The organism is Mesorhizobium sp. CAU 1741 (assembly GCF_039839275.1).
Lineage (GTDB): Bacteria > Pseudomonadota > Alphaproteobacteria > Rhizobiales > Rhizobiaceae > Aerobium.
The window spans coordinates 997272-1022704 of record NZ_JBDOQP010000001.1 but is presented as its reverse complement, the minus strand read 5'-3'; the positions used below and the strand labels follow the sequence as shown (position 1 = coordinate 1022704).

Here is a 25433-nt window from a genome sequence, read left to right as displayed (position 1 = left end):
AGCGCCAGCCCGTGTCGCAAAATCGACAGAAAAAACTGCAGTCTGGCCCCAGGCTTGCGCAGTCGTATTCCCATCGTGGCGCGTCGCAAATCAGCTAAGCAAATGCAAGCGCCGCAGATTATGAATGGGCAAGAAATTGCGGGCATCATCGTCCCGCGCCATGGCCTTTCAGGAGCCCGAAATGTCCGACGACGAAATCATCCTGTCCGAACTGTCCGACGAGGAGCTGGTGCAGCAGATGCACGACGACCTCTATGACGGGCTCAAGGAAGAAATCGAGGAAGGCACGCGCATCCTGCTGGACCGCGGCTGGGTTCCTTACGATGTACTGACCCAAGCACTCGTGGAAGGCATGCGTATCGTCGGAGAGGATTTCCGCGACGGTATCCTGTTTGTGCCCGAGGTGCTTCTCTCGGCCAACGCGATGAAGGCCGGCATGTTCATCCTGCGACCGCTGCTCGCGGCGACCGGCGCGCCCAAGCAGGGCAAGATGGTGATCGGCACCGTCAAGGGCGACATCCACGACATCGGCAAGAACCTTGTCGGCATGATGATGGAGGGTGCCGGTTTCGACGTGATCGACCTGGGAATCAACAATCCGGTCGAGAACTATCTCGCGGCGATCGAAGAGCACCAGCCCGATATCGTCGGCATGTCAGCACTGCTGACGACGACGATGCCCTACATGAAGGTCGTCATCGACACGATGAAGGAAAAGGGCATCCGCGACGATTACGTCGTGCTTGTCGGCGGCGCGCCGCTGAATGAAGAATTCGGCAAGGCTGTCGGCGCGGATGCCTATTGCCGGGATGCCGCAGTGGCCGTCGAGACCGCCAAGGACTTCATGAAAAGGAAGCATAACGTCCGCGCCTCGGTGTGAGACGCGGACGCTCGAAGCGGGATCAGTAAGTTGCGCGCTCTACGGTGCGACCTGCATCCTGTGTCGCATCTACGGCATTGGCGGTATCCCGCCCCGCACCACGGATTGTGTTGGCGCAGCCAGCGGTAAAGCCCGCAATAAGGACGATGGCGGCAATCTTGGTAAAGGTCTTTGAAGTCATCTTGGCTCTCCGCTTCTTCGCCGCGCCGGAACGGCGCGCGACATGGTAACGCATGTGCAACGCGCGGAGCCCGAAAAGGTTCTCGTGATCGCGTGCGGAATGCTGGCGCGAGAGATTCTGGCCGTGAGAGAGATTCACGGCCTTACACATCTTGAGCTTAGGTGCCTTCCGGCCGATTACCATTACCGCCCCGACCGGATCGCACCTGCGATGGATGTGGCAATCGAGAAGGCGAAAGCCGAAGGCTACGAGAACATCCTGGTGGGTTACGCGGATTGCGGGACCGGCGGCCAACTCGACCGCGTCTGCGAGAAACACAGCGTCGAACGGCTCGCTGGTCCCCACTGCTTTGCCTTCTATCAAGGGCTCGATGCCTTCGCGCAGACCGAAGAGCGCGACATGACCGCCTTCTACATGACCGATTTCCTCTGCAGGCAGTTCAACGCTTTTTTCATGAAGCCGCTGGGCCTCGACAGACATCCCGAACTGGCGAAGGATTTCTTCGGCAACTACGAAAGGGTCATCTACCTGGCGCAGACCGACGAATCGGACCTGGAAGACGTCGCCAAGGCTGCGGCATCGATGTTGGGCCTTGCCTATGAAAAGCGCCTGACCGGATACGGCGACCTCGCCACAGCGCTCCGCCAGGCCACAGCGGCCAAACCTTGAAATGGCCGGAATTGCGCGGTCGGGTCGGACAGACAGATGGAGCCCGCCCGTGACCCGCATATGCTTTCTCCTGTTCGCACTCCTGCTTGCAAGCCCGGCAATGGCGACCGGCGAGATACTCAGCCTGATCACCGATGCGGACCAGCAGCGTCTCGACGGTTATGACGCGACGCGGAGGGAGGCTGCCGAAGCCGCACGCACCGGTGGCACGAAAGAGGACGTCGCCATCGTCGACAGCATCCTCTCCGCGCCGCAGCTTTCATTCGAAGGCTTCGACATGACCGGCGACTGGCAGTGTCGCACCGCCAAGCTCGGCGGACTTTCCGAACTCGTGATCTATTCCTGGTTCCGTTGCCGTGTGACCGACGACGGCTCCGGCTGGCGGCTCGAAAAGCTGAGCGGATCGCAACGGACCACCGGGCGCTTCTTCACCGATTCCGATACCAGGCTCACCTATCTGGGCGTCGGCAGCGTCAATGACCAACCTTCCCCGCCCTATGGCGCGGGACCGGCCTCCGACCAGGTCGGATATGCCTACCGAACCGGTGAAGACCGGTGGCATATCGAGTTTCCGGCGCAGACCTACGAATCGAAGCTCGACATACTTGAATTGCGGCGTTGATCGCGTCGCTTTTGAATGCACGCGCGTCGTCCGGCAACAAGCAGGATGGTGGCCGTTCCGGCATTCCTCGTACAGAATGAGGAATTGAACCGATGGCCGATCTCATCGTGGTGTACTGGCGCGACATCCCCGCGCAGGTGATTGTCAAGAAGGGCCGGCAGAGCGCCAAGCGCGAATTGCCGCTGCGCTTCACCGAAGCCATCGACATGTGCGCCATGCGCACCGGTGCGGGCGAAACCGATGCCTACCTCGCGGAGTGGCGCAAGGGCGAGCCGATCGGGGTCTCTGACGATCTCGAAGCGGAAGCAGACAAGGCTGCCGCCGATCTCGATGCCCAGTTCGACCGGGACAGCCTCGTCGCACTCGTGAAAGCGGGCGGGCGGACGGGCAGCTAAGGCTCTTTCGACGAAAATTCGCGCACCAGCGCCCCTGACATTCGGGAAATCACCCGATCTGAGAACGGAGACACCTGCATGACCCGCACCATCGTCGCGTCCGCGACAAGGGAAATCGTGATCGGCTTCGACCAACCCTTCTGCGTCATCGGCGAACGCATCAACCCGACCGGCCGCAAGAAGCTCGCCGCCGAGATGGTCGAAGGCAATTTCGACACGGTGCGAAAGGACGCCATCGAGCAGGTCCAGGCCGGCGCGACGATGCTCGACGTCAATGCCGGCGTCACCGCCGTCGATCCCAACGCAACGGAACCGGCCCTGCTGGTACAGACGCTGGAGATCGTGCAGGGCCTGGTCGACGTGCCGCTGTCGATCGATTCGTCGGTCACCGCCGCCATCGAAGCGGCGCTGAAGGTCGCCAAGGGGCGCCCGCTGGTCAATTCCGTCACCGGCGAAGAGGAGAAGCTTGAGGCAATCCTGCCGCTGGTCAAGAAATACAATGTCCCGGTCGTCGCCATCTCGAATGACGAGACCGGCATCTCCATGGACCCTGACGTGCGCTTCGCCGTCGCCAAGAAGATTGTGGAACGCGCGATGGATCACGGCATCAGTCCGGAAGATATCGTCGTCGATCCGCTGGTGATGCCGATCGGTGCCCTGGGTGACGCTGGCCGGCAGGTCTTCGCGCTGCTGCGGCGGCTGCGCGAGGAACTCAAGGTCAACACCACCTGCGGCCTTTCCAACATTTCCTTTGGCCTGCCGCACCGCCACGGCATCAATGCGGCCTTCATTCCGATGGTCATCGGCGCTGGCATGACGAGCGCCATCATGAATCCATGCCGGCCGCAGGAGATGGAAGCGGTGCGTGGCGCAAACGTGCTCAACGGCACCGACAGGGACTGCGCGACCTGGATCAGGACGTACAAGGACCACAAGCCAGGCGAACACGCCACCGCGGCCCCGGTCGCAGTGAGCGCACCGGGCGAAAGCGCGGCCGGAGGGCGGCGCCGCGGCGGCCGCGAAGCCAGGCTGGCACGGGGATAGAGGCTGATTGCGCGGTCGATGAACGCTCCCCTGAATCACACGGACCCACTCGTCCTTTTCATGCCGTCCGGCAAGCGCGGACGGTTCCCGAAAGGCACGACCGTGCTCGACGCGGCACGCGAGCTCGGGGTCTATGTCGAGAGCGTGTGCGGCGGCCGCGCCACATGCGGGCGCTGTCAGGTGATCGTGCAGGAAGGCAGCTTCGCCAAGCACAAGATCGTCTCGTCGAACGACCACATATCGGCCAAGGGCGCCAAAGAAGAGCGCTATGAGCGCATCCGCGGGCTGGCAGACGGCCGCCGGCTGTCCTGTTCCTCGACCATCGAGGGCGACCTCGTCATCGACGTGCCGCAGGACACGGTCATCAACGCGCAGGTGGTCCGCAAGGCGGCTCTCGACCGCGTCATCGAGCGCAGTCCGGCACTCCAGCTCTGCTACGTCGAGGTCGACCAGCCCGACATGCACAAGCCGCTGGGCGATCTCGACCGGCTGAAGGTGATGCTGGAGAAGGACTGGGGCTGGCAGGACCTGCTGGTCTCGCAGCACCTTCTGCCGCAAACCCAGTCGATCCTGCGCAAGGGCCAGTGGGGGGTTACGGCGGCGATCCACAGGGATCTGGAAAGTTCACGCCCTTCGATCATCGCCCTGTGGCCCGGCCTGCACAACGAAGCCTACGGCATCGCCTGCGATATCGGCTCCACCACCATCGCGATGCATCTCGTGTCGCTGCTGTCGGGACGCGTGGTCGCGACGTCGGGCACGTCCAATCCGCAGATCCGCTTTGGCGAAGATCTGATGAGCCGCGTCTCCTACGTGATGATGAATCCGGAGGGTCGCCAGGCGATGACAACGGCAGTGCGCGAGGCGATCAACGGGCTGGTCAGCAAGGTCTGCGCGGAAGGCGGCGTGTCGGCCGATGACATCCTGGACGCGGTATTCGTCGGCAACCCGATCATGCACCACCTGTTCCTTGGCATCGATCCGACGGAACTCGGGCAAGCTCCGTTTGCCCTGGCCGTCTCCGGCGCCGTACACACCTGGGGCAGCGAACTCGGCCTCAAGATCAATCACGGTGCGCGCGTCTATGTTCTGCCATGCATCGCGGGCCATGTCGGCGCCGACGCTGCGGCCGCGACCCTGTCGGAGGGGCCGCACAGGCAGGACCGCATGATGCTGCTGGTCGATGTCGGCACCAACGCGGAGATCGTGCTGGGCAACAGGGAGCGCGTGGTCGCTGCCTCGTCTCCCACCGGCCCGGCTTTCGAAGGTGCTGAGATTTCCTCCGGCCAGCGGGCGGCGCCCGGCGCGATAGAACGCGTGCGCATTGATCCCGAAACCCTTGAACCGCGTTTCCGTATCATCGGCTCCGAGAAATGGTCCGACGAGGAAGGCTTCGCTGAAGAATCGAGCGCCCTCGGCGTCACCGGCATCTGCGGATCCGCAATCATCGAGGTGGTTGCCGAGATGTATCTTGCCGGCATCATCTCGGAAGATGGTGTCGTCGATGGCAGCCTTGCAACGCGCAGCCCGCGCATCCTGCAGAGCGGGCGAACGTGGTCGTACCTGCTCCATGACGGAAAGCAACGCATCACCGTCACGCAGAACGACGTGCGCGCCATCCAGCTCGCCAAATCCGCGCTCTACGCAGGCATCAAGCTGCTCATGGAAAAGCTTGGCGTGCAGCGCGTCGACACGATCCGCTTCGCCGGCGCGTTCGGCTCCTTCATTGATCCGAAATACGCAATGGTTCTCGGCCTGATCCCGGACTGCGACCTCAAAGAGGTGTCCGCCGTGGGCAACGCGGCCGGCCAAGGAGCGCTGATGGCGCTGCTCAACCGCGATTATAGACGCGAGATCGAGGACACGGTGCGCAGGATCGAGAAGATCGAGACTGCACTGGAGCCGCATTTCCAGCAGCTCTTCATCGACGCGATGGCGTTGCCCAACAAGGTCGATGCATTTCCCGAGCTTGCCAGATCCGTGACACTACCGGCTCGCAAGACGAGCCCCGACGAACCCGGCACGAGTGACGGGGCACCACGGCGGCGCTCGCGCGAGGAGCGTGCGGCACGGCGAAGCCGTTCTTGACGTCGGTAGACAAAGACATTCATCTCCCGGCCGATCACCAGGAGACGCCATGCCGAGCTTCAAGAGCCACCTCTATGCCTTCGTGCTCAAGCACACGCGCAAGAAGGCTTTCGCCAGCGCTGAAGGGCTGCATGCCTGGATCGCGAAGTCACGCCCCACACAGGACCATCGCCCGCCGATCAAGGTCGCAGCACGGCTGCGGATCACCGTCAGGACGGTCGAAGGTTGCCCCGTCTACGAGGTGCGCCCGAAATCCGGCGAAGGCACCCGCCGGATGCTCTACCTGCACGGCGGCGCCTACTGCTTCGAGATGACGTCGTTTCACTGGAGGCTCGTCGCCGAACTGGTCGAGCGTCTCGACGCGCATGTCACCGTTCCGATCTATCCGCTAGCGCCGGAGCATCAGTTCAACGCGATCTACGGCATGGTGCGCGCCGTCTACCGGGACGTGATGGCAGAGGGAAGCGAGGTAGCGTTGGCAGGCGACTCGGCTGGCGGCAATATGGCGCTCGTGCTGACCATGATGGCGGCCGAAGAAGGCTGGCCCCTGCCACGACGGCTCGCGCTGATCTCGCCGGGGGTCGACATGACGCTGCAAGACGAGGAAACCCACGCAGTCGCACGAATCGATCCTTGGCTGGGCATCGAGGGAGGCCGCGAATCGGTGCGGATCTATGCCGGCGGCCTCGATTTCTCCGACTGGCGCATCAGTCCCCGCTATGGCGATCTGACGGCGCTGCCGCCAACTTTGGTGTTATCCGGCACGCGCGACCTGCTGCATCCCGATACGCTGACGTTCGTTCAAAGGGCAAAGACCGCCGGCGCCGATGTCGAACTCGTCGTCGGGCAAGGCATGATCCACGTGTGGCCGCTGCTCGACATGCCTGAGACCCGGCCAGCAAGGGACCGGATTGTCGAATTCCTGCGCAGATGAGGCCTCAGAAAGTGCCCGTGGCGCGGAATGCCTCGAAGGTCGCGCGTATGTGGTCAGCGGCGGCAAGCACCGGCGCAGAGGCATCGGACGCTATGATCATGGCCAGGTTATAGTTCGAAAGCACCGGTAAGCCTTCGTTGGGCCCAAGAGCGACGATTTCCTCGCCGATGAACGATTTCGGCAGCGGGGCGATCGCCAGGTCGGCAAGGATGGCGGCGCGCTGGCCGGCGGTGTGGGCACTCATATAGGCGACGCGGTAGTCCCTGCCCTCTCGCCCCAAGGCTTCGAGAGCATCGGCGCGCCACACGCAGCCCTCTTCCCAGAGCGAAACCGGCAGCGGCTCGCGCAGATGTGCGCTGCCGCCCTTAGCGCCAGCCCATACCACAGGTTCCGTCAGCAGGATTTCCGCATCGGAGGGAACGTTCCGGCATACGGTGAAGAGCGTGATGTCGAGTTGCCTCTCGGCCATCCGCCGGCGCAGGTTGGAACTCATGTCGATCGTGACATCCACCGCGATCGACGGATGCGTCTTCGCAAACCGCCTCAACACATTCGGAAGAACTCGCTCGCCATAGTCGTCGGGAGACCCGAGCCGGACGATGCCGGAAATGTCGGGCACGACGAACTTTGAAACCGCCTCGCGATTCAGCGCCAAAATACGCCGCGCATAGCCGAGCAGCATCTGGCCGTCCTGCGTCAGCGACACCGATCGCGCGTCGCGGGCGAAAACCGAAACGCCGAGCAGTTCCTCCAGCCGCTTGATCTGCATCGAGACCGCCGAGGGCGTGCGGAATACAGCACTGGCTGCAACGGTAAAGCTGCCCGTCTCCGCGATTGCCACGAATGTTCGAAGAACGTCGAGATCCAGGAGCGGCATCGGATGATTGAGCGGGGCGTTCATGAGAGCTCCATCAACAAATCTGAACGAATAGGTCATTTCCTTTCGTTTGATTGAACATGACGCAAGGACCATAGTCAATACACAAGCAGCGAAGGTCCGCTGCGGATCGCAAAGGAGGAAACCATGTCGATCCTGCACTCAATCGTCCGCTACACGGTAGACTACCGGACGCGCCGCCGCCGGATGAACACCTATCTTGAGATCGCCAGCCTGCCGCTGGAAATCCAGAAGGACATCGGCTGGACCGGAAACGGGTCGCGCTTCGACGATGGCGTTCAGCGCCGCTAGGAAGGACTCTGGCGATGCCACTTGCGCCGGCCCGACACGTCTGCAGGCATGCATCTTGGCATGATGCCCATGACGTAGACGCATGGCCGGCGCGAAACGGCCCAAATGGCTGAAGCGCCTGTGGAATTGGCGTTTTATGCAGCAAACTGCCGTTTTTGGTGTCGCTTTTCCACACGCTGCACTTCGCATTTGCCGCGTTGTTCCAGGCAAAGGACGCCTATATGAGCGGCATCAACGAGCGACCCCACTCCACAATGCGAAGGCCGCTCCGTGTGAAATCAAACGTTCTACATGGAGACGTGTCATGAAACTCTTTTCCCGCTTCTTTTCCGCCCGCCGAGACGGCAACCTGACCACGGCGCTCGAGCGCCAGCGCCTTTCCAGGACGATGCCTGGCCAGACGGGCGCGATGGCTGCCTCGCGGCTCGGATTTCTCGTTCACTGAACAGGGTCGGTTTCGCCGACCGACGAAGGAGCCCGCCCTACTCGGCGGGCTCTTTTTCGTTCTCGGCTTCGGCCTCGCGGGCAGCCGCCTCACGCAGGCGCGTGCGTTCGATGCGCCGAACGAGGATGATCGAAATCTCGTAGAGAATGATCGTCGGCAGAGCCAGTCCGATCTGGCTGACCGGATCCGGTGGCGTGATGACGGCCGCGACGACGAAGGCGACCACGATCGCCCATTTGCGCTTGTCGACAAGTCCCTGCGCGGAGAGAAGCCCGACGCGCGCCATCAGGGTCGTGACGACCGGAAGCTGGAACACGAGGCCGAACGCCAGGATAAGCGTCATGATCAGGCCGAGATATTCCGACACGCGCGGCAGAAGCGAAATCTGAACTTCCTGGTCGGGCCCGACCTGCTGCATGCCGAGGAAGAACCACATCACCATCGGCATGAAGAAGAAGTAGACCAGGGCCGCGCCCATCATGAACAGGATCGGCGAAGCCACCAGGAACGGCAGGAAGGCGCCGCGCTCGTTGCGGTAGAGCCCAGGCGCAACGAACCGGTAGAGCTGCGTGGCGATCACGGGAAAGGCCAGCAGCAGCCCCCCGAACATGCCGAGCTTGATCTGCGTGAAGAAGAATTCCTGAGGAGCGGTGTAGATCAGGTCGACGCGGGTGGGATCGAGCCCTGCCCATGCGCTGGCGAGCTGAAACGGATGCACCAGCACATTGAATATCTGCTTGGCGAAATAGAAGCATATCAGGAACGCGACGAAGAACCCGCCGAGAGACCACATCAGCCGCGAGCGCAGCTCGACGAGGTGCTCGATCAGAGGTGCCGACGACTTGTCGATGTCGTCCACATCCTTGCTCATGAGACGTCTCCGCCATTCGCCGGTTTTGCCGCGCGCGGCTTGGCAGCGGATTTCGGTTTTGCTGCAGGCTTCGGCGCGGCAGCCGGCTTGGCCGCTGCAGGTGTGGCGGTCTTTTTGGCTATCGGCTTGGCAGCAGGCCTGCGTTGCGCCTTGCCGGGGCCACTCGCCGGCTTGGCGGTCGCGCCATTGACCGCTGGCTTGGGCGATGCCGCGGTGCCGCTTTCTCCGGGAATCGCAGCCGCACCGGCCTTGGCCGGCTCTGCCGGCCGCGCCGGCGCATCCGCCAACGCCACTTCAGGAGAAGCCTGAGGCTTCGCGGCCGGCTTCGTCGCATTATTCAGCCCGTCCCGCACATCCTGCGCGGCCTTCTCCATCGGAGAAAGCGCCTTCCTGATCTCGTTCTTGGGGTTGAGCGAACGAACGTCGTCGGCGACCTTCTTCAGGTCGTCCAATTCGGCTTCCTTCAGCGCCTCGTCGAACTGCTTGCGGAAGTCATTCGCCATGACGCGAAGCTTCGACGTGGTCTTGCCGAAAGTGCGCAGCATTCCCGGCAATTCCTTGGGGCCGACGACCACGATCACCACGACCGCGATCACCAGCATTTCGCTCCAGCCGATGTCTAGCATCGCTTCTCAACTCCAACGCGGACGATGTGGACGCTGGCGGCGCGTCAAGAAGTCTTGCCGGCCTTTTCGTTGGCCTGGCGCACTGGCTCGTCGGGGCGATGCTCGACGGTCTTGCCATCGACCTCGTCTTCGTCGGTCATGCCCTTCTTGAAGCTCTTGATGCCCTTGGCCATGTCGCCCATCAGTTCCGGAATCTTGCCGCGTCCGAAAAGCAGCAGCACGACCACCAGGACGATGAGCCAATGCCAAATCGAGAAGCTACCCATATCACTCTCTTTCGAATGTTTCCCATGGCCGTCTTAACACGACCTCGGAGTTGATTTATGCGCTTTCGTCCGATCTTTCAAACACAAGCACATCGGTTTGCCTTACAGCGAGGCATATTTCTCGGTCGAGGCCGGACAAAGCGCCGCACCTCACCCTGGCGCGGACGGGCCGCTCGGCGCCTGGAACCGCGAGTTCGAGCAACTCCACAACCCCCAGAAACCGGCGTGATAGCACCCGCGCCTGGATTTCGCCATCCGTTGCCGACACATCGAAGGCAGAAAGACGAACTGCGACATCGACGCGTGCTCCATCTTCCAGCTCGCTCGCGGGAAAACGGCCGAGCGGCGTATCCGCGATTCCACCAGCGACACGCGCTTCGAAGACATTGAGTTCGGAGAAGAACCCCGCCGCGAACAGGCTTTTCGGCGTGTTGTAGAGTTCCTGCCCCGTGCCCACCTGCATCAGCCGGCCATCCTTTAGAAGCGCAATCCGGTCGCCCATGCGCATTGCCTCCTCTGCATCATGTGTCACGACTATGGCGGTGGCGCGGCTTTGACGCAAAATTGCAAGTGTGTCGGCCCGCACCGAGTCCTTCAACCGCGAATCCAGACCCGAAAACGGCTCATCCATCAACAATACGGCCGGTCGCGGTGCGATCGCGCGGGCAAGCGCGACGCGCTGCTGTTCACCGCCGGACAGAACCTGCGGATAGGCGTCCGCGTAGTGCGAAAGTCCGACCCGGTCGAGCGCGATCATCGCCTCCTTGCGCCCCTGGTCTCGCGACAGGGCGGTCAGCCCGAAGCGAACGTTTTCAAGAATGGTCAGATGGGGGAAGAGCGCGAAATCCTGGAACACGAGACCGATGGAGCGACGCTCCGGCGGCATGAAGACAGTCGGGCCGGCAATCTCGCGGTCATTCAGGAGAAGCGAGCCGGACGTCTGCGTCTCGAAGCCGGCCGCGATGCGCAGCATCGTCGATTTTCCAGATCCCGAAGGGCCGAGCAGGCACAGCACCTCGCCCGGTTCGGCGGCAACGGAGACGTCCTTCAAGGTATCGTTTCCGGCGACGAACTGGTGGCTGATCTTTTCGAATGCGAGGCGCGCGGCGAACGACACGCCTGCCGTCACATTCACCGCCGAAGCTGCCGCCATTCGAAGAAGTCCCCGCGCTCGTCGCGCCCTCCCCTTATCCCTTCGGGGCGATGCGTGGCAACCGTTCTTCGGCGCCGCCTGCTCAATCCTCGGTGACGCGCGGCGTCAGGAGGCCGAGTTCCTCGAGATCGATGTCGGTGAGTTCGTCTTCATCGTCGGCCAGGAGGTCCAGGTCCGACGGCGGTTGCGGCACGGCAAAATTGCTGGGCATGCGCGGGGACAGCAATCCCGCTCCCTTGAGTTCGTCGATGCCCGGCAAGTCACGGATCTCCTCGAGCCCGAAATGATCGAGGAACGCGTCGGTTGTGCCGTATGTGACCGGCCGGCCAGGGGTGCGACGGCGCCCGCGCATGCGGATCCAACTGCTCTCCATCAAGGTGTCGATCGTGCCCTTCGACGTCTCCACGCCCCTGATCTCCTCGATCTCCGCCCGCGTAACCGGCTGGTGATAGGCAATGATGGCCAGCACTTCGAGCGCCGCACGCGACAGCTTCTTCTGCTGCACCGCATCGCGGCTCATCAGGAACGATAGGTCGCCAGCGGTGCGGAACGCCCACGCGTCGCCGACACGCACCAGATTGACGCCCCTCGACTGATACTGCCGGCGCACTTCCTCCATCACGGCGTCGACGTCGGCACCGTCGGGCAGGCGCGCATCCAGCGTCTTGCGCGACACGGGCTCGGCGGAGGCGAAAACAATCGCCTCGGCGATCCGGACCGCCTGCGCGAGATCGAAACGCCCCACCTGGCGCTCCGGCCCCTCATCCTGGCCATCGAGCGCGAAGGGGATGACTTTTGCGCCTGTCTCACTCACGGACGACATCTCCGGGCGCGGCATGCGCGGCCGCCTTTGGTCGTGTGCGCATGAACAGCGGTGCGAAGGCACCATCCTGGCGCACCTCGATCTCACCTTCCCGCACCAGTTCGAGACTTGCCGCGAATGAACTCGCAATTGCCGTAACACGCTCCTCCGGCGTCGACATGAACCTGATCAGGAACATATCGAGCGAGGTCCAGTCGCGGATATCGCCCATCAGCCGCGTCAGGAGATCGCGGGCGTCCTTCAAAGACCACACGCCGCGCTTGGCGATATGCACGTTGGTGATCGCCTGGCGCTGCCTTTGCGCGGCATAGGCGGTCAGCAAATCGTAGAGCGAGGCAGAAAATTCATTGCGGCGGTCAACGATCTCCGTTTCCGGCATGCCGCGAGCAAAGACGTCACGGCCGAGGCGGTCGCGGTTGACGAGCTTGGCCGCAGCGTCGCGCATCGCCTCGAGCCGGCGCAAGCGGAACTGCAGAACGGCGGCGAGTTCCTCGCCGCTCTGCTCCTCATCGCCTGCAGGGCGGGGAATCAGGAGCTTGGATTTCAGGAAGGCGAGCCAGGCCGCCATGACGAGATAGTCGGCGGCAAGTTCGAGCCGCAGGCGACGCGCGTGCTCGATGAACGCGATGTACTGCTCGACCAGTGCCAGTACGGATATCCGCGCTAGGTCGACTTTCTGGTTGCGCGCCAGATGCAACAGCAAGTCGAGCGGGCCCTCAAAGCCCGCCACGTCGACGACGAGCGACGGTTCGGAGACCCCTCTCTCCGGCTCGGTTTCGCCCCAGATCCGATCCATCGGGGTTGCCATGGCGTCGTTCGGTCCGCTCACTTGGCTGTCCTACGCTGCCACCTCGAACAAGGCGGCGAATTCGTCTCTCAGTTGCGTTTCATCCGCGCCGTCATGCCTGCCCAACCCTTGCAGGGCCGCGTGGGCGCGTGCCAGCGCCCTGCCAGTCAGCGCCGGCGCTCGCTCGGCCACCGCGCGCATCTCGTCCATGACGCCATTACAGTGAAGGACGACATCGCAACCTGCCGCAAGTATAGCATGGGTTCTGTCCGAGAAATCCCCAGAAAGCGCCTTCATCGAGACATCGTCGCTCATCAGCAGCCCATCGAAACCCAGTTCGCCGCGAATGACCTGCTCGATGGCGTCGTGCGAAGTCGTGGCAGGCCTATCGGGATCGATGGCGGTGTATACCACGTGCGCCGTCATCGCCATTGGCGCATCCGACAGCGCCTTGAATGGCGGAAAGTCATGCGCGCGCAGTTCGTCGAGCGGCGCATCGACCACCGGAAGTTGATGATGGCTGTCGGCGAATGCGCGTCCATGGCCGGGAATGTGCTTGATTACCGGCAGGACGCCGCCCGATTGCAGCCCTTGCATCGCCGCGCGTCCCATCGCGGCAACGATGCCGGGCTCATGGCCGTAGGCGCGATTGCCGATCACGTCATGGGCGCCGGCGACCGGCACATCGAGCACAGGGAGGCAGTCGGCATTGATGCCGTAGCGCAAGAGGTCGAACGCATGAAGCCGCGACAGGAGCCATGCGGCACGCAGGCCGGCTTGGCGGTCGCGGCCGTACATGCTTCCGAGCGTCGCGGCAGGCGGGTAGTCCGGCGCCATGGGCGGACGCAGGCGCTGCACACGGCCGCCTTCCTGATCGATGAACACGGGGGCGTCGTCACGTCCCACGCAGTCCCGCATCGACGCTGCTAGGTCGCGCAGTTGTTGCGGCTCGACGATGTTGCGCGCGAAGACGATGAAGCCCCAGGGCCGTTCGTCGCGGAAGAATGCAGCCTCGTCGGAGGTCAGGGATGGCCCGGACGAGCCAAGAATGAGTGCTTTGGAAACTGATTCGCTCATCCCACGATCCTAGACGGAAGCGAGGCACTCCGCATCGTCATAAACACGAAGCCGCCGCGCGTCGGGCGCGCGGCGGCTTGAAAACGTGATGGCCGTGGGCAATCGCTCAGCGCGAAACGAAACAGCTTCCTCCGGCCGATTTGTAGCGGGTGCACAACTGGATCGCTTCGTCGCGGTTCGTGGCAGGGATGCGGACTCGGTAATACGTTCCTTTGCCCTGGATATCCGCGCGCACGATGTTGACGCCGCGTCCGGCGAGCACGTCGCCATAACGCCGCGCAAGGTCCTGATAGGTGGACTGGGCCCCGTCAGCTGTCGGCTGCGAGGCGATCTGCATCGACCACTCGCTCGACGCTGCGGCTGTCGGTGCCGGCGTGGCGGGCGCCGAAACGGGAGTGGCGGCCGGTCGCTGTGCGACTTCCGGCTGCTGAACCACGCGCGGCGCAGCGGCAACAGCAGTGGTCGGCTCCGTACGCTGGGAGGGGACCACGCCAACGGTGTCAGGCGTATCGACCTGCGGGCCAGCATCGTCCTCGCCGGCAGCCTCGATGCCCGGCAATGTGGCAGCGGCGGGAGCCCCCGGCGCCTGAAGCGTCGTCGCGCCGGCCAGAGGCGCCGCGGCGATCACCGTTTCGCCGGTCTGGGGCGCGGCCGAAGCCGGTGTCGTCTCCTCGCGCGGTACCATGGTTCCGTCCGGGCGCACGATCATCGTGCGAACGCGACGGGGAGCAACGACGGCAACGTCTTGCGAAAGGCCGGACGTCTCGGCCTCGTCGGTGGGCTGGAGACGCTCCTCCGACTTTTCAATCCCGTCGCCTGCCCCGGGCCCGGCGGCTTCCGCGATCTCGTCGGTAATGCCTGGCGGGAGCGCTGTCGCGTTGTTGCCTTGAGCAGTAACGTCGACCGGCTCCTCCGCGGTGGATATGAGCTGCGCCTGCTCGGGTGCCGGCTCAGGCTCGCCGGTGGCGACGCGCTGGTAGACCTGGCTGTCCTGGTTGGGCACGGTGACCCCACCCGGATTCTCCGGCTTCACCTTCATTGGTTCGGTATCGGCGAGCACCACGGCTGGCGCGTCGGAACCACCGCCGAAGAGCGACATGGCAAGCACCCCGGCTCCACCGAAGACCGCGACCCCGGCGACGATCGCCGCAATCATCGGACCACGGCGTCGACGGTTTGACGCTACCGGCTCGTCCTCTTCGTAAGCCGCCATAGCGATAGCCTCGTCGAGGTCGGCTTCATAGTCGAAGTCATCCTGCGTCTTGGGAGCGGGCGATGCTTCCCATGCGGCCTGGCCGAAACCGTAGTTGCTTTCGGCCTCGCGATGAGTCGATTCCCCGCCACTGGCCATAGAATATGCCGCTCCTGCGGCAACGCCGCCGGTAGCCGCCGCAGTGCCGCTCCACTCCATCGAAGGTTCAAGCTGCGCTGCACTGGTGGCAGCATCCGGATCCTCGAGCGACAAGTCTCCGAAAGCTTCGGCAATCTCCCCCTCAAGGTCGTCATACGGGCCGGAGGCAGCCGCGGGTGTGTCGTAGGCAACATCCGGTATCTCGAGATCATCCGCCATCGCGATCGGCGCCTCCTGGAGATCGATTGTCTCGATCTCGGGCGCATCGTCCGCAGCAGGAGCGGAAGGTGCCGAAGGTGCGTTGTAGCCACCTCCCTGGAACACAGGCTGCGCAATCCGTTCGCGCTCCGGCGTCCAGGCAGCCAGCACGTCCAGTCCCGATACGTCGGGAATCGGTGCAGGCTCCGGGTTTGAGGGTTGCATGTCGCTCGCCTCGACGTCGAAATCGAGCTCGCCGCCAAAGATGTCGTCGAATTCGTCTTCGGCCGGAGTGAATTCCTCGACCTCGCCTTGTGCGGAAAGCTCGTCTTCGTGCCTGCGCAGGTCGTCTACCCGATCATTCACATGGCTGGACGCGGCTGGTTCGCCGTCGTAGCCAGCGAACGGTGCCGACGCGATTGGTTGGCTTGGCCGAGCCGCAGCAAAATTCGCGCGTCCAAGCGCACTCGCCACAGGCGCCCAGCTTTCCATGGGCTGAGGGGATACAGTTGTCGGAGCATCATCAGAAAGGAGAGCGTGAAGTTCGTCTTCAAGCGTCAGTTCAGCAGCAGGCTCTTCAATGATTGCAGGCTCGAACGACTGGCTCGACGCCTCAACTCCGCTCGATGCGCTCGCCTCCGCTTCCCAGGGGTCGCTTGCTTGCTGCACTGGCCGATTGTCCCATTCGGCCGACAGTTCATCGTGTATCGGTTGCGGATCGATAGCCGCTGTCGGCTCCTCGTCGGCAAGGGGTGCTGTCTCGATCTCCTGCTGGTCGCGATAGTCGGCAACGTAGGCATCGCCCATCAGTTCGCGCTCGAGCGCATCGCCGAAATCGTCGCCATACGCGATATCCTGCTCCGCGCCGTGATAAGACACGTCGGGCTCGATAGCGTCCGCGCTCGCGCCTTCGTTGCTCCGATCGGCAAACGCGCTGTCCCTGGAGTCGGCGTATTGAGTTCGCTGATCATGCTCGACGGGAGCCGATGCATGGTCCGCGTGGTGGTAGCTTTCGGACGACGACATTGCGTCAGCCTGCTCGGTTGCTACTTCCGGCTGCTCCTCGAATTCGTAGAAGTCGAGTTCGCCCATCAATTCCTGTTCGAGGTCGATGTCGAAATCGTCTTCGAACGCGCCCTGCCCGGCCGCCGCGGCATGCGAAGCCGGTTCAGGATCGACCGGCGCTGGCGGATTCTGCGCTCCACGGGGATCATGCCCCATGATTCGCGTCAGTTCCGCGAACGGGTCGTCGTCAGAAAAGCCTGCAAAATCATCACGTGTGGTGTGGTTGCTGTCAGCCATGCTTTTTCCCGCACTCATACTCGGTCGGACGCCGGCGACGTCACTTGACTTCGGCCCTACCAGTGCATTGTGGGTAAAAGGTGACAGGAATCCCGCGTTTCTAGCGCATTTCGGCGGGTGCCTCCGCACCGACCAGCGCCAGCCCGGACGCCAAGACGTCCGCAACGGCCTGCACCAGACCCAGCCTGGCGTAGGTCAATTCTGGGTCGTTAACCTTAATAAAGCGTAAGTCGGTGTTGTCGGTGCCGCGGTTCCAGTGCGCATGGAAGGTCTGGGACAGATCGTAGAGGTAGAACGCCAGCCGGTGCGGCTCCATCGACTGGGCGGCGGCCTCGATCAGGCGCGGGTATTCGGCAAGCTTTCGAATGATCGAAATCTCGCCCTCGTCGGAGAGCCTGCGCGCGGCCGTTTTCATCGCGCCGCGCTCGATCCATCCTTCGCCCAACTGCTCCTTGGCCTGCCTGAAGACGGAGTGGCAGCGTGCCGAGGCGTACTGGACGTAAAAGACCGGATTGTCCTTCGATTGCTCCGTGACCTTGGCGAAATCGAAGTCCAGCGGCTCGGTGCTCTTTCGATAGAGCATCATAAACCGGATCGGGTCGCGCCCGACCTCGTCGACGACGTCGCGCAAGGTGACGAACTCCCCGGCCCGCTTGGACATGCGAACAGGCTCGCCGTCGCGAAACAGCTTCACCAGATTGCACAGCAGGATGGTGACGTCGACCGCGCCGTCCGAAAGCGCCTTGCCGAGTGCTTCCATCCGCTTCACGTAGCCGCCGTGGTCGGCGCCGAGAATGAAGATCAACTGCTCGAAGCCGCGGTCGATCTTGTCATCCATGTAGGCCACATCGGCGGCGAAGTAGGTGTACGAGCCATCGGACTTGATCAGCGGGCGATCCACGTCGTCCCCCACTTCGGTCGACCGGAACAGCGTCTGCTCGCGATCCTCCCAGTCATCGCTCTTCTCGCCCTTGGGTGGCGGCAGCTTGCCCTTGTAGACGTGGCCCTTGAGCGTGAGATCGTTGATGGCGGAACGTATTCTGCCGCCATTGCCCGAATGCAGCGTGCGCTCCGAAAAGAAGACGTCGTGATTGACGTTCAGGGCCGCGAGATCCTCGCGGATCATCACCATCATCGCATCGATGGTGCGGTCCTTGACGATCGCAAGCGCTTCTTCCTCGGGCATCGACAACAGCCTTGCGCCGAACTCGCCTGCCAGGGCTTGGCCGACAGGCACGAGATAGTCACCCGGATAGAGGCCGGCAGGAATCTCGCCGATCGTCTCGCCAAGCGCCTCGCGATAGCGCAGCATCACGGAACGAGCCAGCACCTCGATCTGCGCGCCTGCGTCGTTGATGTAGTATTCCTTGGTCACGTCGTAGCCGGCAAAGGCCATGATGTTGGCCAGCGCATCGCCGACCACCGCACCGCGACAATGCCCGACATGCATCGGTCCGGTGGGATTGGCGGAGACATACTCGACATTGACCTTGTGGTCGGCGCCGATGCGCGACCGCCCGTAATCCTGTCCTGCCTCCAGCATGTCGCCCAGCCGCGTCTGCCAGAAGCCGTCGGCGAGGCGCAGATTGACGAAGCCCGGCCCGGCCACTTCCACGGCTGCCACGTCGGGGTCGGCACGCAACGCTTCGGCCAGCCGCTCGGCCAGCGCCCTGGGGTTTTCGCCGACGTTCTTCGCCAGCACCATGGCCGCATTCGTCGCCAGGTCGCCATGGGTCGGATCACGCGGCGGCTCGACGGTGACGCGCGACAGATCGAGCACGCCGCCGGCCTGCGGCGTCAATCCCAGCGTTTCGATGGCCTTCGTGATGCGCGAGGTGAACTGCGCGAAAATGTTCATGGCAAAGTGTCTCGGTGATTGTCGTGCCTGTAGGGTCGGCTCGGGGGTGGCCCTAGCCCAAATCGGGAGTCCGGTCAAACAGCCGGCGGTGCTCCTTGATCGCATAGGTATCGGTCATGCCGGCGATGAAATCGGCGACGTCGCGCGCCTTGATGCGGTCCTCGGCACGGTCCAGCCCCTCGCGCCAGCCTTCCGGCATGTCGCGCGGGGTGGCGAAATAGTGGCCGAACAGGTCGCGCACGATGGTGTCGGCGCCGGCACGCACGGTCATGACGTCAGGATGGCGATAAAGATTGGCGTAAAGGAATGTCTTCAGTTCCTTTTCCTGTGCCGCCATCTCTGGCGAAAAGCTGACGATCGTCCGCCCCGCCGCGTGCACGTCCTGCGAAGAAGCGGGCGCTACCAGCGCAAGGTTGGCTCGCGCCGTGGCGATGACGTCCTCGACCATGGCGGTGATCTGCCTGCGCATGAGTTCATGGCCGGTGCGAACGTCATCGAGACGCGGATAGCGCGCGCGAACCCCGGCCAGTATCCCCGCGGGAAGCGAAATGGCCTCCAGCATCTCCAGCGAAAGATGACCGGCACGCAAACCATCGTCGATGTCATGCGTGTTGTAGGCAATGTCGTCGGCGATCGCGGCTGCCTGCGCTTCGATGGACGCAAATTTGCTCAACTCAAGATCGAAAAGCGTCGAGAAATTGAGGATCGTGTCAGGTACGTTGCCCTTCAACCCACGCCCGTTGGTGTCGGTCAGCGGGCCATTGTGCTTCACCAGCCCTTCCAGCGTCTCCCATGTGAGGTTAAGGCCGTCGAACTCGGCGTAGCGCCGCTCGATCCGCGTGACGATACGCAACGACTGGGCATTGTGGTCGAAGCCACCCCACGGCGCCATCACCTCGTTCAGCGCGTCTTCCCCGGTATGGCCGAAGGGCGTGTGGCCGAAATCGTGCACCAGCGCGATCGCCTCGGCCAGATCTTCATCGACGCTCAGCGCCCGCGCCAGCGCCCGTGCGATCTGTGCAACCTCGATCGAATGGGTCAATCGGGTGCGGTAATGGTCACCCTCATGCGCGATGAACACCTGGGTCTTGTGCTTCAGCCTCCGGAAGGCCGTGGAATGAATGATGCGGTCGCGGTCGCGCTGGAACGGTGTCCGTGTCGGGCTTTCCGGCTCGCTGAAGAACCGCCCACGTGACAGCGCCGGATCGCACGCAAAAGCTGCGCGCGGCCTGTAGCCGAAACCGATACCGTCGAACGGTGCTGACAATTACGTCACCTGACGCCGCAACGTGATGCGCGGACTTGTTGACTTGACCCCATACGCTTCATACCTATTGCGGGAACGCGAATGCAAGGTGACAGCCATGGGCGTCGATGCGAAGAACGGAATGAAGGGTGTGGAGATGAGCGAGTCGGCGGCGCGCCGGATCAATCAGATTCTTGCCAAGGAACCGGACAAGACGGCGCTGCGGGTTTCCGTGGAAGGTGGCGGCTGCTCCGGCTTCTCCTACAAGATGGATCTCGTCGCGGAGCGCAACGATGACGACGTCGTCATCGAGAAGGATGGCGCGACCGTGCTGATCGACGATCTGTCGCTCGTCTATATGGGCGGTTCGGTGATCGACTTCGTCGACGACCTGATGGGCCAGTCCTTCCAGATCAGGAATCCCAATGCCGTCGCATCGTGCGGCTGCGGCACATCCTTCTCGATCTGACGCGATGAAAATCGCGACTTGGAACATCAACGGCGTCAAGGCGCGGATTGAAAATCTCGTCCATTGGCTCAATGAGAGCCAGCCGGACATCGTATGCCTCCAGGAAATCAAGAGCGTTGACGAGAACTTCCCTCGGCTCGAGATCGAGGCGCTGGGTTACCATGTGGAGACGCATGGACAAAAAGGCTTCAATGGCGTCGCGCTGCTTTCAAAAGTCCGGTTTGACGAGGTCAATCGTGGCCTGCCCGGCGATGATGAGGATGAGCAGGCGCGCTTCATCGAGGGCGTCTTCTCAACGGAAAAGGGCGCGCTGCGCGTCGTTTCCCTTTACCTCCCCAACGGCAACCCCATCGCCGAGGATCGCAAGTTCGGCTACAAGCTGCGCTGGATGGCGCGGCTGGAGCGCTGGGCGGCCGAACGACTCGCACTGGAGGAGGCTTTGATCCTTGCGGGAGACTACAATGTCATCCCGCAGCCGATCGACGCGCGATATCCGGAACAATGGGTCAACGACGCTCTGTTCCAGCCGGAAACACGCGGAGCACTTCGCCGTCTTGAATATCTGGGATTCACCGACGCGTTCCGCGCTGTGAGCGACGAGCAGGCATTCACCTTCTGGGACTATCAGGCCGGCGCCTGGCAGAAGAACAACGGCATCCGCATTGACCACCTGCTGATGTCGCCGGAAGCTGCCGGATTGCTGGCCGGCGCGTCTATCGAAAAGCATGTCCGCGCCTGGGAAAAGCCGTCCGACCACGTGCCAGCGATCGCGCAGTTGCGCTTCAACTGAACGCGACCTCTCCCTCAGTCATAAGGAAAAGCCTCAGTCGCCCTTGGCGAGCATGTCCTGCGCCAGTGCGATTGCGGTGCGACGATCGGCTTCCTGGACCAGAGCGAATGCCTCTTCCTGCATGCTTCGAATCCAGGACTTGTCGTTCGGTGCGGCCCGCTCCAGTGCGGCCGTCATCATCGCCAGCCCACGCACCGCGCGACCGCTCTGGAAAAGCAGGTTGCCCAGTGTGGCCTGTGCACCGGCATGGCCCTTTTCGGCAGCCAGTTGCAGCCAGCGCCCCGCCTGCTGGATGCTGGTCTTGATGCCACCTTCGCCCTTGAGGAACATCTTGCCGATCTCGAACTGCGCCTGCGGATTGCGGTAGGTCGCCGCCGCGCGCATGTAGTAGTCCTGCGCGGCCGTCATGTTGGGCTGTACGGGCGTGCCGGGAATGCCCGTCCGCGCATAGCCGCCAAGTGCCACGAGCGCGTCCGATACGTAGGTTTCCTCGGGCGAGCCGGGCTCGACGTCCTGCGCCGCGATGGCCTGGAAGAACTTGAACGCTTCATAGTCGTTGCGCTTCACGCCGTCGCCTTCGGCGTACATGCGCGCCAGCTTCCAGCGCGCGCCGAGCTGACCATTCTCGGCGGCGTAGCGATAGGCCTCGACGGCCTGTTCCTTCTGGCCGCTCTGATAGGCCGTGAAGCCGAAGCGGAATACCGCCCAAGGGCTACGCTCCTCTTCGGGCGTGCCTATGATGGACTGATCGAGTGCATGTGCGGGAACCGTCACGCCCAATGCACCGGCAGCAATGCTGCAGATCATCCCTGCCCTGACATAGTGAAACACGCCCATGATCAAGCTTTTCCCCAAAGAATCGGAGAGGAGCTCGCTGTCACGCAGACGATGTTCAAATTGGTCGGTTTGGCATGCGCTTTCATCATGATCCTTGCCGCAATCGGAGGCGGCCTCGTCGTCTTCCTAGGCGCAACTAGCGCCTTCAAAAGTCCATCCGAGGTAGCTCCCGGTTTATGGCGGGAAGTAGGCAATTCCCCATCCGCAGGAACCATAGCGCAAGTGATGTTGAGAGAGTGTTGCCGAATCGACACAATGAAAAACGCCCGTGCAGAGCACGGGCGTTCAGGCGTTTCCGGCGGCCTTGTGAGGCCCCTATTCCGGCAGGATGCGCACTGCACCCTTGTCAGCACTGGCTGCAAAGGCGGCATAGGCCTTGAGTGCGGTGGTCACGTTGCGCTTGCGCGGCGCAGCCGGCTTCCAGCCCAGCCTGTCCTGCTCGGAACGCCGTGCCGCGAGCTCGTCTTCGGCAACGGCGAGGTTGATCGTCCGGTTGGGGATATCGATCTCGACGATGTCGCCATTGCGCACCAGGCCGATCGTCCCCCCTTGCGCGGCCTCTGGCGAGGCGTGCCCGATGGAAAGGCCGGAGGTACCGCCCGAAAAGCGGCCGTCGGTCAGCAGCGCACAGGCTTTCCCAAGGCCCTTGGACTTGAGATAGCTCGTCGGATACAGCATCTCCTGCATCCCCGGTCCGCCCTTCGGTCCTTCGTAGCGGATCACGACCACGTCGCCGGCCTTGACCTCGTTGCCGAGAATACCCTTCACCGCGGCGTCCTGGCTCTCGAAGACCACAGCGGGACCGGAGAATTTCAGGATCGATTCGTCGACCCCTGCCGTCTTGACCACACAGCCGTCGAGCGCGATGTTCCCCGTCAGCACCGCAAGCCCGCCATCCTTGGAGAATGGGTGTTCGACGGAGCGGATGACACCGTTCACGCCGTCAACGTCGAGTTCGTCCCAGCGTGCCGCCTGGCTGAACGCGGTCTGTGTCGGGATTCCGCCCGGCGCCGCCTTGAAGAAGTCGTGCACCGTCGCGCTCTTGGTGCGGGTGATGTCCCACCGGTCGATGGCGTCGCCCAGTGTCGCCGCGTGAACCGTGGGCGTATCGCGATGGATCAGGCCGCCGCGCTCCAACTCGCCGAGGATTCGCATGATACCGCCGGCGCGGTGAACGTCTTCCATGTGCACGTCGCTCTTGGCCGGCGCCACCTTCGACAGGCACGGAACGTTGCGCGACAGACGGTCGATATCATCCAGCGTGAAGTCGATTTCGCCCTCGTGGGCGGCAGCCAGGATGTGCAGGATGGTGTTGGTCGAGCCACCCATCGCGATGTCGAGCGACATCGCATTCTCAAATGCCCGCTTGTTGGCGACGTTACGCGGCAGGACGCTGTCATCCTCCTGCTCGTAATAGCGCTGCGCAATGTCGACGATGAGATGGCCGGCTTCGACGAACAGGCGGCGACGATCCGCGTGTGTCGCAAGGGTCGAGCCGTTGCCGGGAAGCGACAGGCCGAGCGCTTCGGTCAGGCAGTTCATCGAATTCGCGGTGAACATGCCGGAGCAGGAGCCGCAGGTGGGGCACGCCGAGCGCTCGATGATGTTGACGTCTTCTTCGGAGACGCTGTCGTCGGCAGCCGCGACCATCGCATCGACCAGGTCGAGCGCATGCGTCTTGCCTTTCAGCACCACCTTGCCGGCCTCCATCGGGCCGCCGGAAACGAAGACGGAAGGAATGTTCAGCCGCATGGCGGCATTGAGCATGCCGGGCGTGATCTTGTCGCAGTTCGAGATGCAGACCATGGCGTCGGCGCAGTGCGCATTGACCATGTACTCGACCGAATCCGCGATGATCTCGCGTGACGGCAGCGAATAGAGCATGCCGTCATGCCCCATCGCGATGCCGTCATCGACCGCGATGGTGTTGAATTCCTTGGCAACGCCACCGGCCGCCTCGATCTCCCGCGCCACGAGCTGGCCGAGATCCTTCAGGTGCACGTGGCCAGGCACGAACTGGGTGAAGGAGTTGACCACGGCGATGATGGGCTTGCCGAAGTCGCCGTCCTTCATGCCGGTGGCGCGCCAGAGGCCGCGCGCGCCGGCCATGTTGCGGCCGTGGGTGGTGGTGCGAGAGCGATAGGCAGGCATGGCGTTTCCAGTTCAGGTTTTTTCTTGGCTAGCCAATCAATACCGGAAAAACGGCTCGGATGAAATCGACCGTACCGGAGAGTACACCTCTCCGATACGGTCCAGCTTTCAAGCCGTCAATAGGCAAGGCTGCCGGTTCAGACCTTGCCAGCCTCGCCTTCGTGGTGCGCTTTACGCTCCAACTCGGCCACTTCGTCGGGCGTGTGTTCAGGCTTGCTCTCTTCCTTGAAGATCATCGAGGCCACGACGGAGCCGAGAATGAGAAGCCCGACCACGCCAAGCGACAGCTCCGATGGCAGCTTGTACCAATGCTGCACGAGCATCTTCGCACCGACGAAGATCAGCACGAGCGAAAGACCGTGCTTGAGAAAGCGAAACTCGCGCATCATGCCCGAAAGCACGAAGAACAGGGCACGCAGGCCCATGATCGCGAACACGTTCGACGAGAAGACAATGAACGGGTCGTTCGAGATCGCCAACACCGCGGGGATGGAGTCCACCGCAAAGACGAGGTCGGTGATCTCCACCGTCACGAGCACCAGGAAAAGCGGCGTCATGAAGAGCACGCCGTTGCGACGCGTAAAGAACTTCGAGCCCTCGAAGGTTTCCGTCACGCGGCCGGTCGAGCGGAGCCATTTGACCACGCGGCTGTTGCCGGGATCGGCCATGTCGCCGTCCGAGGTCATCATTTTGTAGCCGGACACCAGCAGCACGATGCCGAGTAGCGCACCCACCCACCAGAACTGCTCGACGAGCTTCACGCCCGGCACGATCAGCGACAGCCGCATGACGATCGCGCCGACGATGCCGTAGAAGAGAACCCGGTACTGCGCTTCCTGAGGCACTTTGAAGTAGGCGAAGATCAGCGCGATGACGAAGATGTTGTCGAGAGACAGAGCCTGTTCGACGAGGTAGCCGGTCAGGAACTCCGAGCCACGCTGGGCGCCCTCGAAATAGAAGATGGAAGCGCCGAAGAGCATCGCCAGAGAGACGTAACCGCCGACGGTGACGAGCGCTTCCTTGGTCGAGATAACGTGGTCCCTGCGATGAAGGACAAAAAGGTCGAAGAAAAGGATCAAGGCGACGAACGCCAGGAATCCAGGCCAGAGCCATTCGTGATCAAACATGGTTATGGGGTTTTTCGGTAGCGCCGCGTCAGCGCGTCGTCGATCGGTCCGACA

The 25433-nt window shown here is 62.9% G+C and carries 26 protein-coding genes; 11 read left to right on the top strand and 15 right to left on the bottom strand.

What is annotated here, in order from left to right:
• Positions 1-181: 181 nt before the first annotated feature.
• Complete coding sequence (locus tag AAFN84_RS04875) at positions 182-880, top strand: B12-binding domain-containing protein (RefSeq protein WP_347513373.1); 699 nt, start codon at positions 182-184, stop codon at positions 878-880.
• Between the two features lie 22 nt (positions 881-902).
• On the opposite strand, the gene AAFN84_RS04870 is transcribed toward AAFN84_RS04875, so the two are convergent.
• Positions 903-1061: an entericidin gene (locus AAFN84_RS04870; RefSeq protein WP_347513372.1), complete on the bottom strand. Its 159-nt coding sequence runs from the start codon at positions 1059-1061 to the stop codon at positions 903-905.
• A 42-nt stretch (positions 1062-1103) separates the two neighbouring features.
• Here AAFN84_RS04870 and AAFN84_RS04865 point away from each other — a divergent pair, with 42 nt between their 5' ends.
• From AAFN84_RS04865 to AAFN84_RS04840, 6 genes are all read left to right on the top strand, one after another.
• On the top strand, positions 1104-1730 hold the full coding sequence (locus AAFN84_RS04865) for a DUF1638 domain-containing protein (protein WP_347513371.1): 627 nt from the start codon (positions 1104-1106) through the stop codon (positions 1728-1730).
• 100 nt (positions 1731-1830) lie between these two features.
• On the top strand, positions 1831-2352 hold the full coding sequence (locus AAFN84_RS04860; protein WP_347513793.1) for a DUF4893 domain-containing protein: 522 nt from the start codon (positions 1831-1833) through the stop codon (positions 2350-2352).
• A 92-nt stretch (positions 2353-2444) separates the two neighbouring features.
• Entirely contained in the window at positions 2445-2747 is a 303-nt protein-coding gene (locus tag AAFN84_RS04855; RefSeq protein ID WP_347513370.1) for a virulence factor, read from the top strand.
• A 78-nt stretch (positions 2748-2825) separates the two neighbouring features.
• Positions 2826-3791: a methyltetrahydrofolate cobalamin methyltransferase gene (locus tag AAFN84_RS04850; protein WP_347513369.1), complete on the top strand. Its 966-nt coding sequence runs from the start codon at positions 2826-2828 to the stop codon at positions 3789-3791.
• A gap of 18 nt (positions 3792-3809) precedes the next feature.
• Positions 3810-5879, top strand: coding sequence for an ASKHA domain-containing protein (locus AAFN84_RS04845; RefSeq protein ID WP_347513368.1), 2070 nt, complete (start codon positions 3810-3812; stop codon positions 5877-5879).
• A 49-nt stretch (positions 5880-5928) separates the two neighbouring features.
• A complete protein-coding gene (locus tag AAFN84_RS04840; RefSeq protein WP_347513367.1) occupies positions 5929-6813 on the top strand; it encodes an alpha/beta hydrolase in 885 nt (294 codons plus the stop codon).
• Positions 6814-6817: 4 nt separating this feature from the next.
• On the opposite strand, the gene AAFN84_RS04835 is transcribed toward AAFN84_RS04840, so the two are convergent.
• The gene (locus AAFN84_RS04835; RefSeq protein ID WP_347513366.1) at positions 6818-7714 is read right to left on the bottom strand and encodes a LysR family transcriptional regulator; all 897 of its coding nucleotides are present in this window, start codon (positions 7712-7714) and stop codon (positions 6818-6820) included.
• Between the two features lie 123 nt (positions 7715-7837).
• Between AAFN84_RS04835 and AAFN84_RS04830 the strand changes: the two genes are divergently transcribed.
• Together AAFN84_RS04830 and AAFN84_RS04825 are read left to right on the top strand one after the other, a co-directional pair.
• On the top strand, positions 7838-8002 hold the full coding sequence (locus AAFN84_RS04830; protein WP_347513365.1) for a hypothetical protein: 165 nt from the start codon (positions 7838-7840) through the stop codon (positions 8000-8002).
• 304 nt (positions 8003-8306) lie between these two features.
• Complete coding sequence (locus tag AAFN84_RS04825) at positions 8307-8447, top strand: hypothetical protein (RefSeq protein WP_347513364.1); 141 nt, start codon at positions 8307-8309, stop codon at positions 8445-8447.
• A 37-nt stretch (positions 8448-8484) separates the two neighbouring features.
• Here the strand turns inward: AAFN84_RS04825 and tatC are convergent, their stop codons facing one another.
• The 10 genes from tatC to AAFN84_RS04775 form a co-directional block, all read right to left on the bottom strand.
• The gene (gene tatC / locus AAFN84_RS04820; protein ID WP_347513363.1) at positions 8485-9318 is read right to left on the bottom strand and encodes a twin-arginine translocase subunit TatC; all 834 of its coding nucleotides are present in this window, start codon (positions 9316-9318) and stop codon (positions 8485-8487) included.
• Positions 9315-9944: a Sec-independent protein translocase protein TatB gene (gene tatB / locus AAFN84_RS04815; protein WP_347513362.1), complete on the bottom strand. Its 630-nt coding sequence runs from the start codon at positions 9942-9944 to the stop codon at positions 9315-9317. Before tatB ends, tatC begins: the two co-directional genes overlap by 4 nt.
• Before the next feature lie 44 nt (positions 9945-9988).
• A complete protein-coding gene (locus AAFN84_RS04810) occupies positions 9989-10210 on the bottom strand; it encodes a twin-arginine translocase TatA/TatE family subunit (RefSeq protein ID WP_347513361.1) in 222 nt (73 codons plus the stop codon).
• A gap of 55 nt (positions 10211-10265) precedes the next feature.
• Complete coding sequence (locus tag AAFN84_RS04805) at positions 10266-11363, bottom strand: ABC transporter ATP-binding protein (protein WP_347513360.1); 1098 nt, start codon at positions 11361-11363, stop codon at positions 10266-10268.
• Between the two features lie 82 nt (positions 11364-11445).
• Complete coding sequence (gene scpB / locus AAFN84_RS04800; protein ID WP_347513359.1) at positions 11446-12177, bottom strand: SMC-Scp complex subunit ScpB; 732 nt, start codon at positions 12175-12177, stop codon at positions 11446-11448.
• Entirely contained in the window at positions 12170-12982 is an 813-nt protein-coding gene (locus AAFN84_RS04795) for a ScpA family protein (RefSeq protein WP_347513792.1), read from the bottom strand. The genes scpB and AAFN84_RS04795 overlap by 8 nt, the downstream gene beginning before the upstream one ends.
• Before the next feature lie 42 nt (positions 12983-13024).
• On the bottom strand, positions 13025-14050 hold the full coding sequence (gene nagZ, locus AAFN84_RS04790) for a beta-N-acetylhexosaminidase (protein ID WP_347513358.1): 1026 nt from the start codon (positions 14048-14050) through the stop codon (positions 13025-13027).
• A gap of 106 nt (positions 14051-14156) precedes the next feature.
• On the bottom strand, positions 14157-16901 hold the full coding sequence (locus tag AAFN84_RS04785) for an SPOR domain-containing protein (protein WP_347513357.1): 2745 nt from the start codon (positions 16899-16901) through the stop codon (positions 14157-14159).
• A gap of 100 nt (positions 16902-17001) precedes the next feature.
• Complete coding sequence (gene argS, locus AAFN84_RS04780; RefSeq protein ID WP_347513356.1) at positions 17002-18759, bottom strand: arginine--tRNA ligase; 1758 nt, start codon at positions 18757-18759, stop codon at positions 17002-17004.
• Between the two features lie 52 nt (positions 18760-18811).
• Complete coding sequence (locus AAFN84_RS04775; RefSeq protein ID WP_347513355.1) at positions 18812-20026, bottom strand: deoxyguanosinetriphosphate triphosphohydrolase; 1215 nt, start codon at positions 20024-20026, stop codon at positions 18812-18814.
• 97 nt (positions 20027-20123) lie between these two features.
• On the opposite strand from AAFN84_RS04775, the gene erpA reads away from it, so the two are divergent.
• Positions 20124-20474, top strand: coding sequence for an iron-sulfur cluster insertion protein ErpA (gene erpA, locus AAFN84_RS04770; RefSeq protein ID WP_347513354.1), 351 nt, complete (start codon positions 20124-20126; stop codon positions 20472-20474).
• A 4-nt stretch (positions 20475-20478) separates the two neighbouring features.
• Positions 20479-21264 (top strand): exodeoxyribonuclease III, encoded by a 786-nt coding sequence (gene xth, locus AAFN84_RS04765; protein ID WP_347513353.1) that lies wholly within the window; start codon positions 20479-20481, stop codon positions 21262-21264.
• Between the two features lie 33 nt (positions 21265-21297).
• On the opposite strand, the gene AAFN84_RS04760 is transcribed toward xth, so the two are convergent.
• From AAFN84_RS04760 to AAFN84_RS04750, 3 genes are all read right to left on the bottom strand, one after another.
• Positions 21298-22101, bottom strand: coding sequence for a tetratricopeptide repeat protein (locus AAFN84_RS04760; protein WP_347513352.1), 804 nt, complete (start codon positions 22099-22101; stop codon positions 21298-21300).
• A 315-nt stretch (positions 22102-22416) separates the two neighbouring features.
• The gene (ilvD, locus tag AAFN84_RS04755) at positions 22417-24252 is read right to left on the bottom strand and encodes a dihydroxy-acid dehydratase (protein ID WP_347513351.1); all 1836 of its coding nucleotides are present in this window, start codon (positions 24250-24252) and stop codon (positions 22417-22419) included.
• A 137-nt stretch (positions 24253-24389) separates the two neighbouring features.
• Entirely contained in the window at positions 24390-25379 is a 990-nt protein-coding gene (locus AAFN84_RS04750) for a TerC family protein (protein ID WP_347513350.1), read from the bottom strand.
• Between the last annotated feature and the right edge of the window lie 54 nt (positions 25380-25433).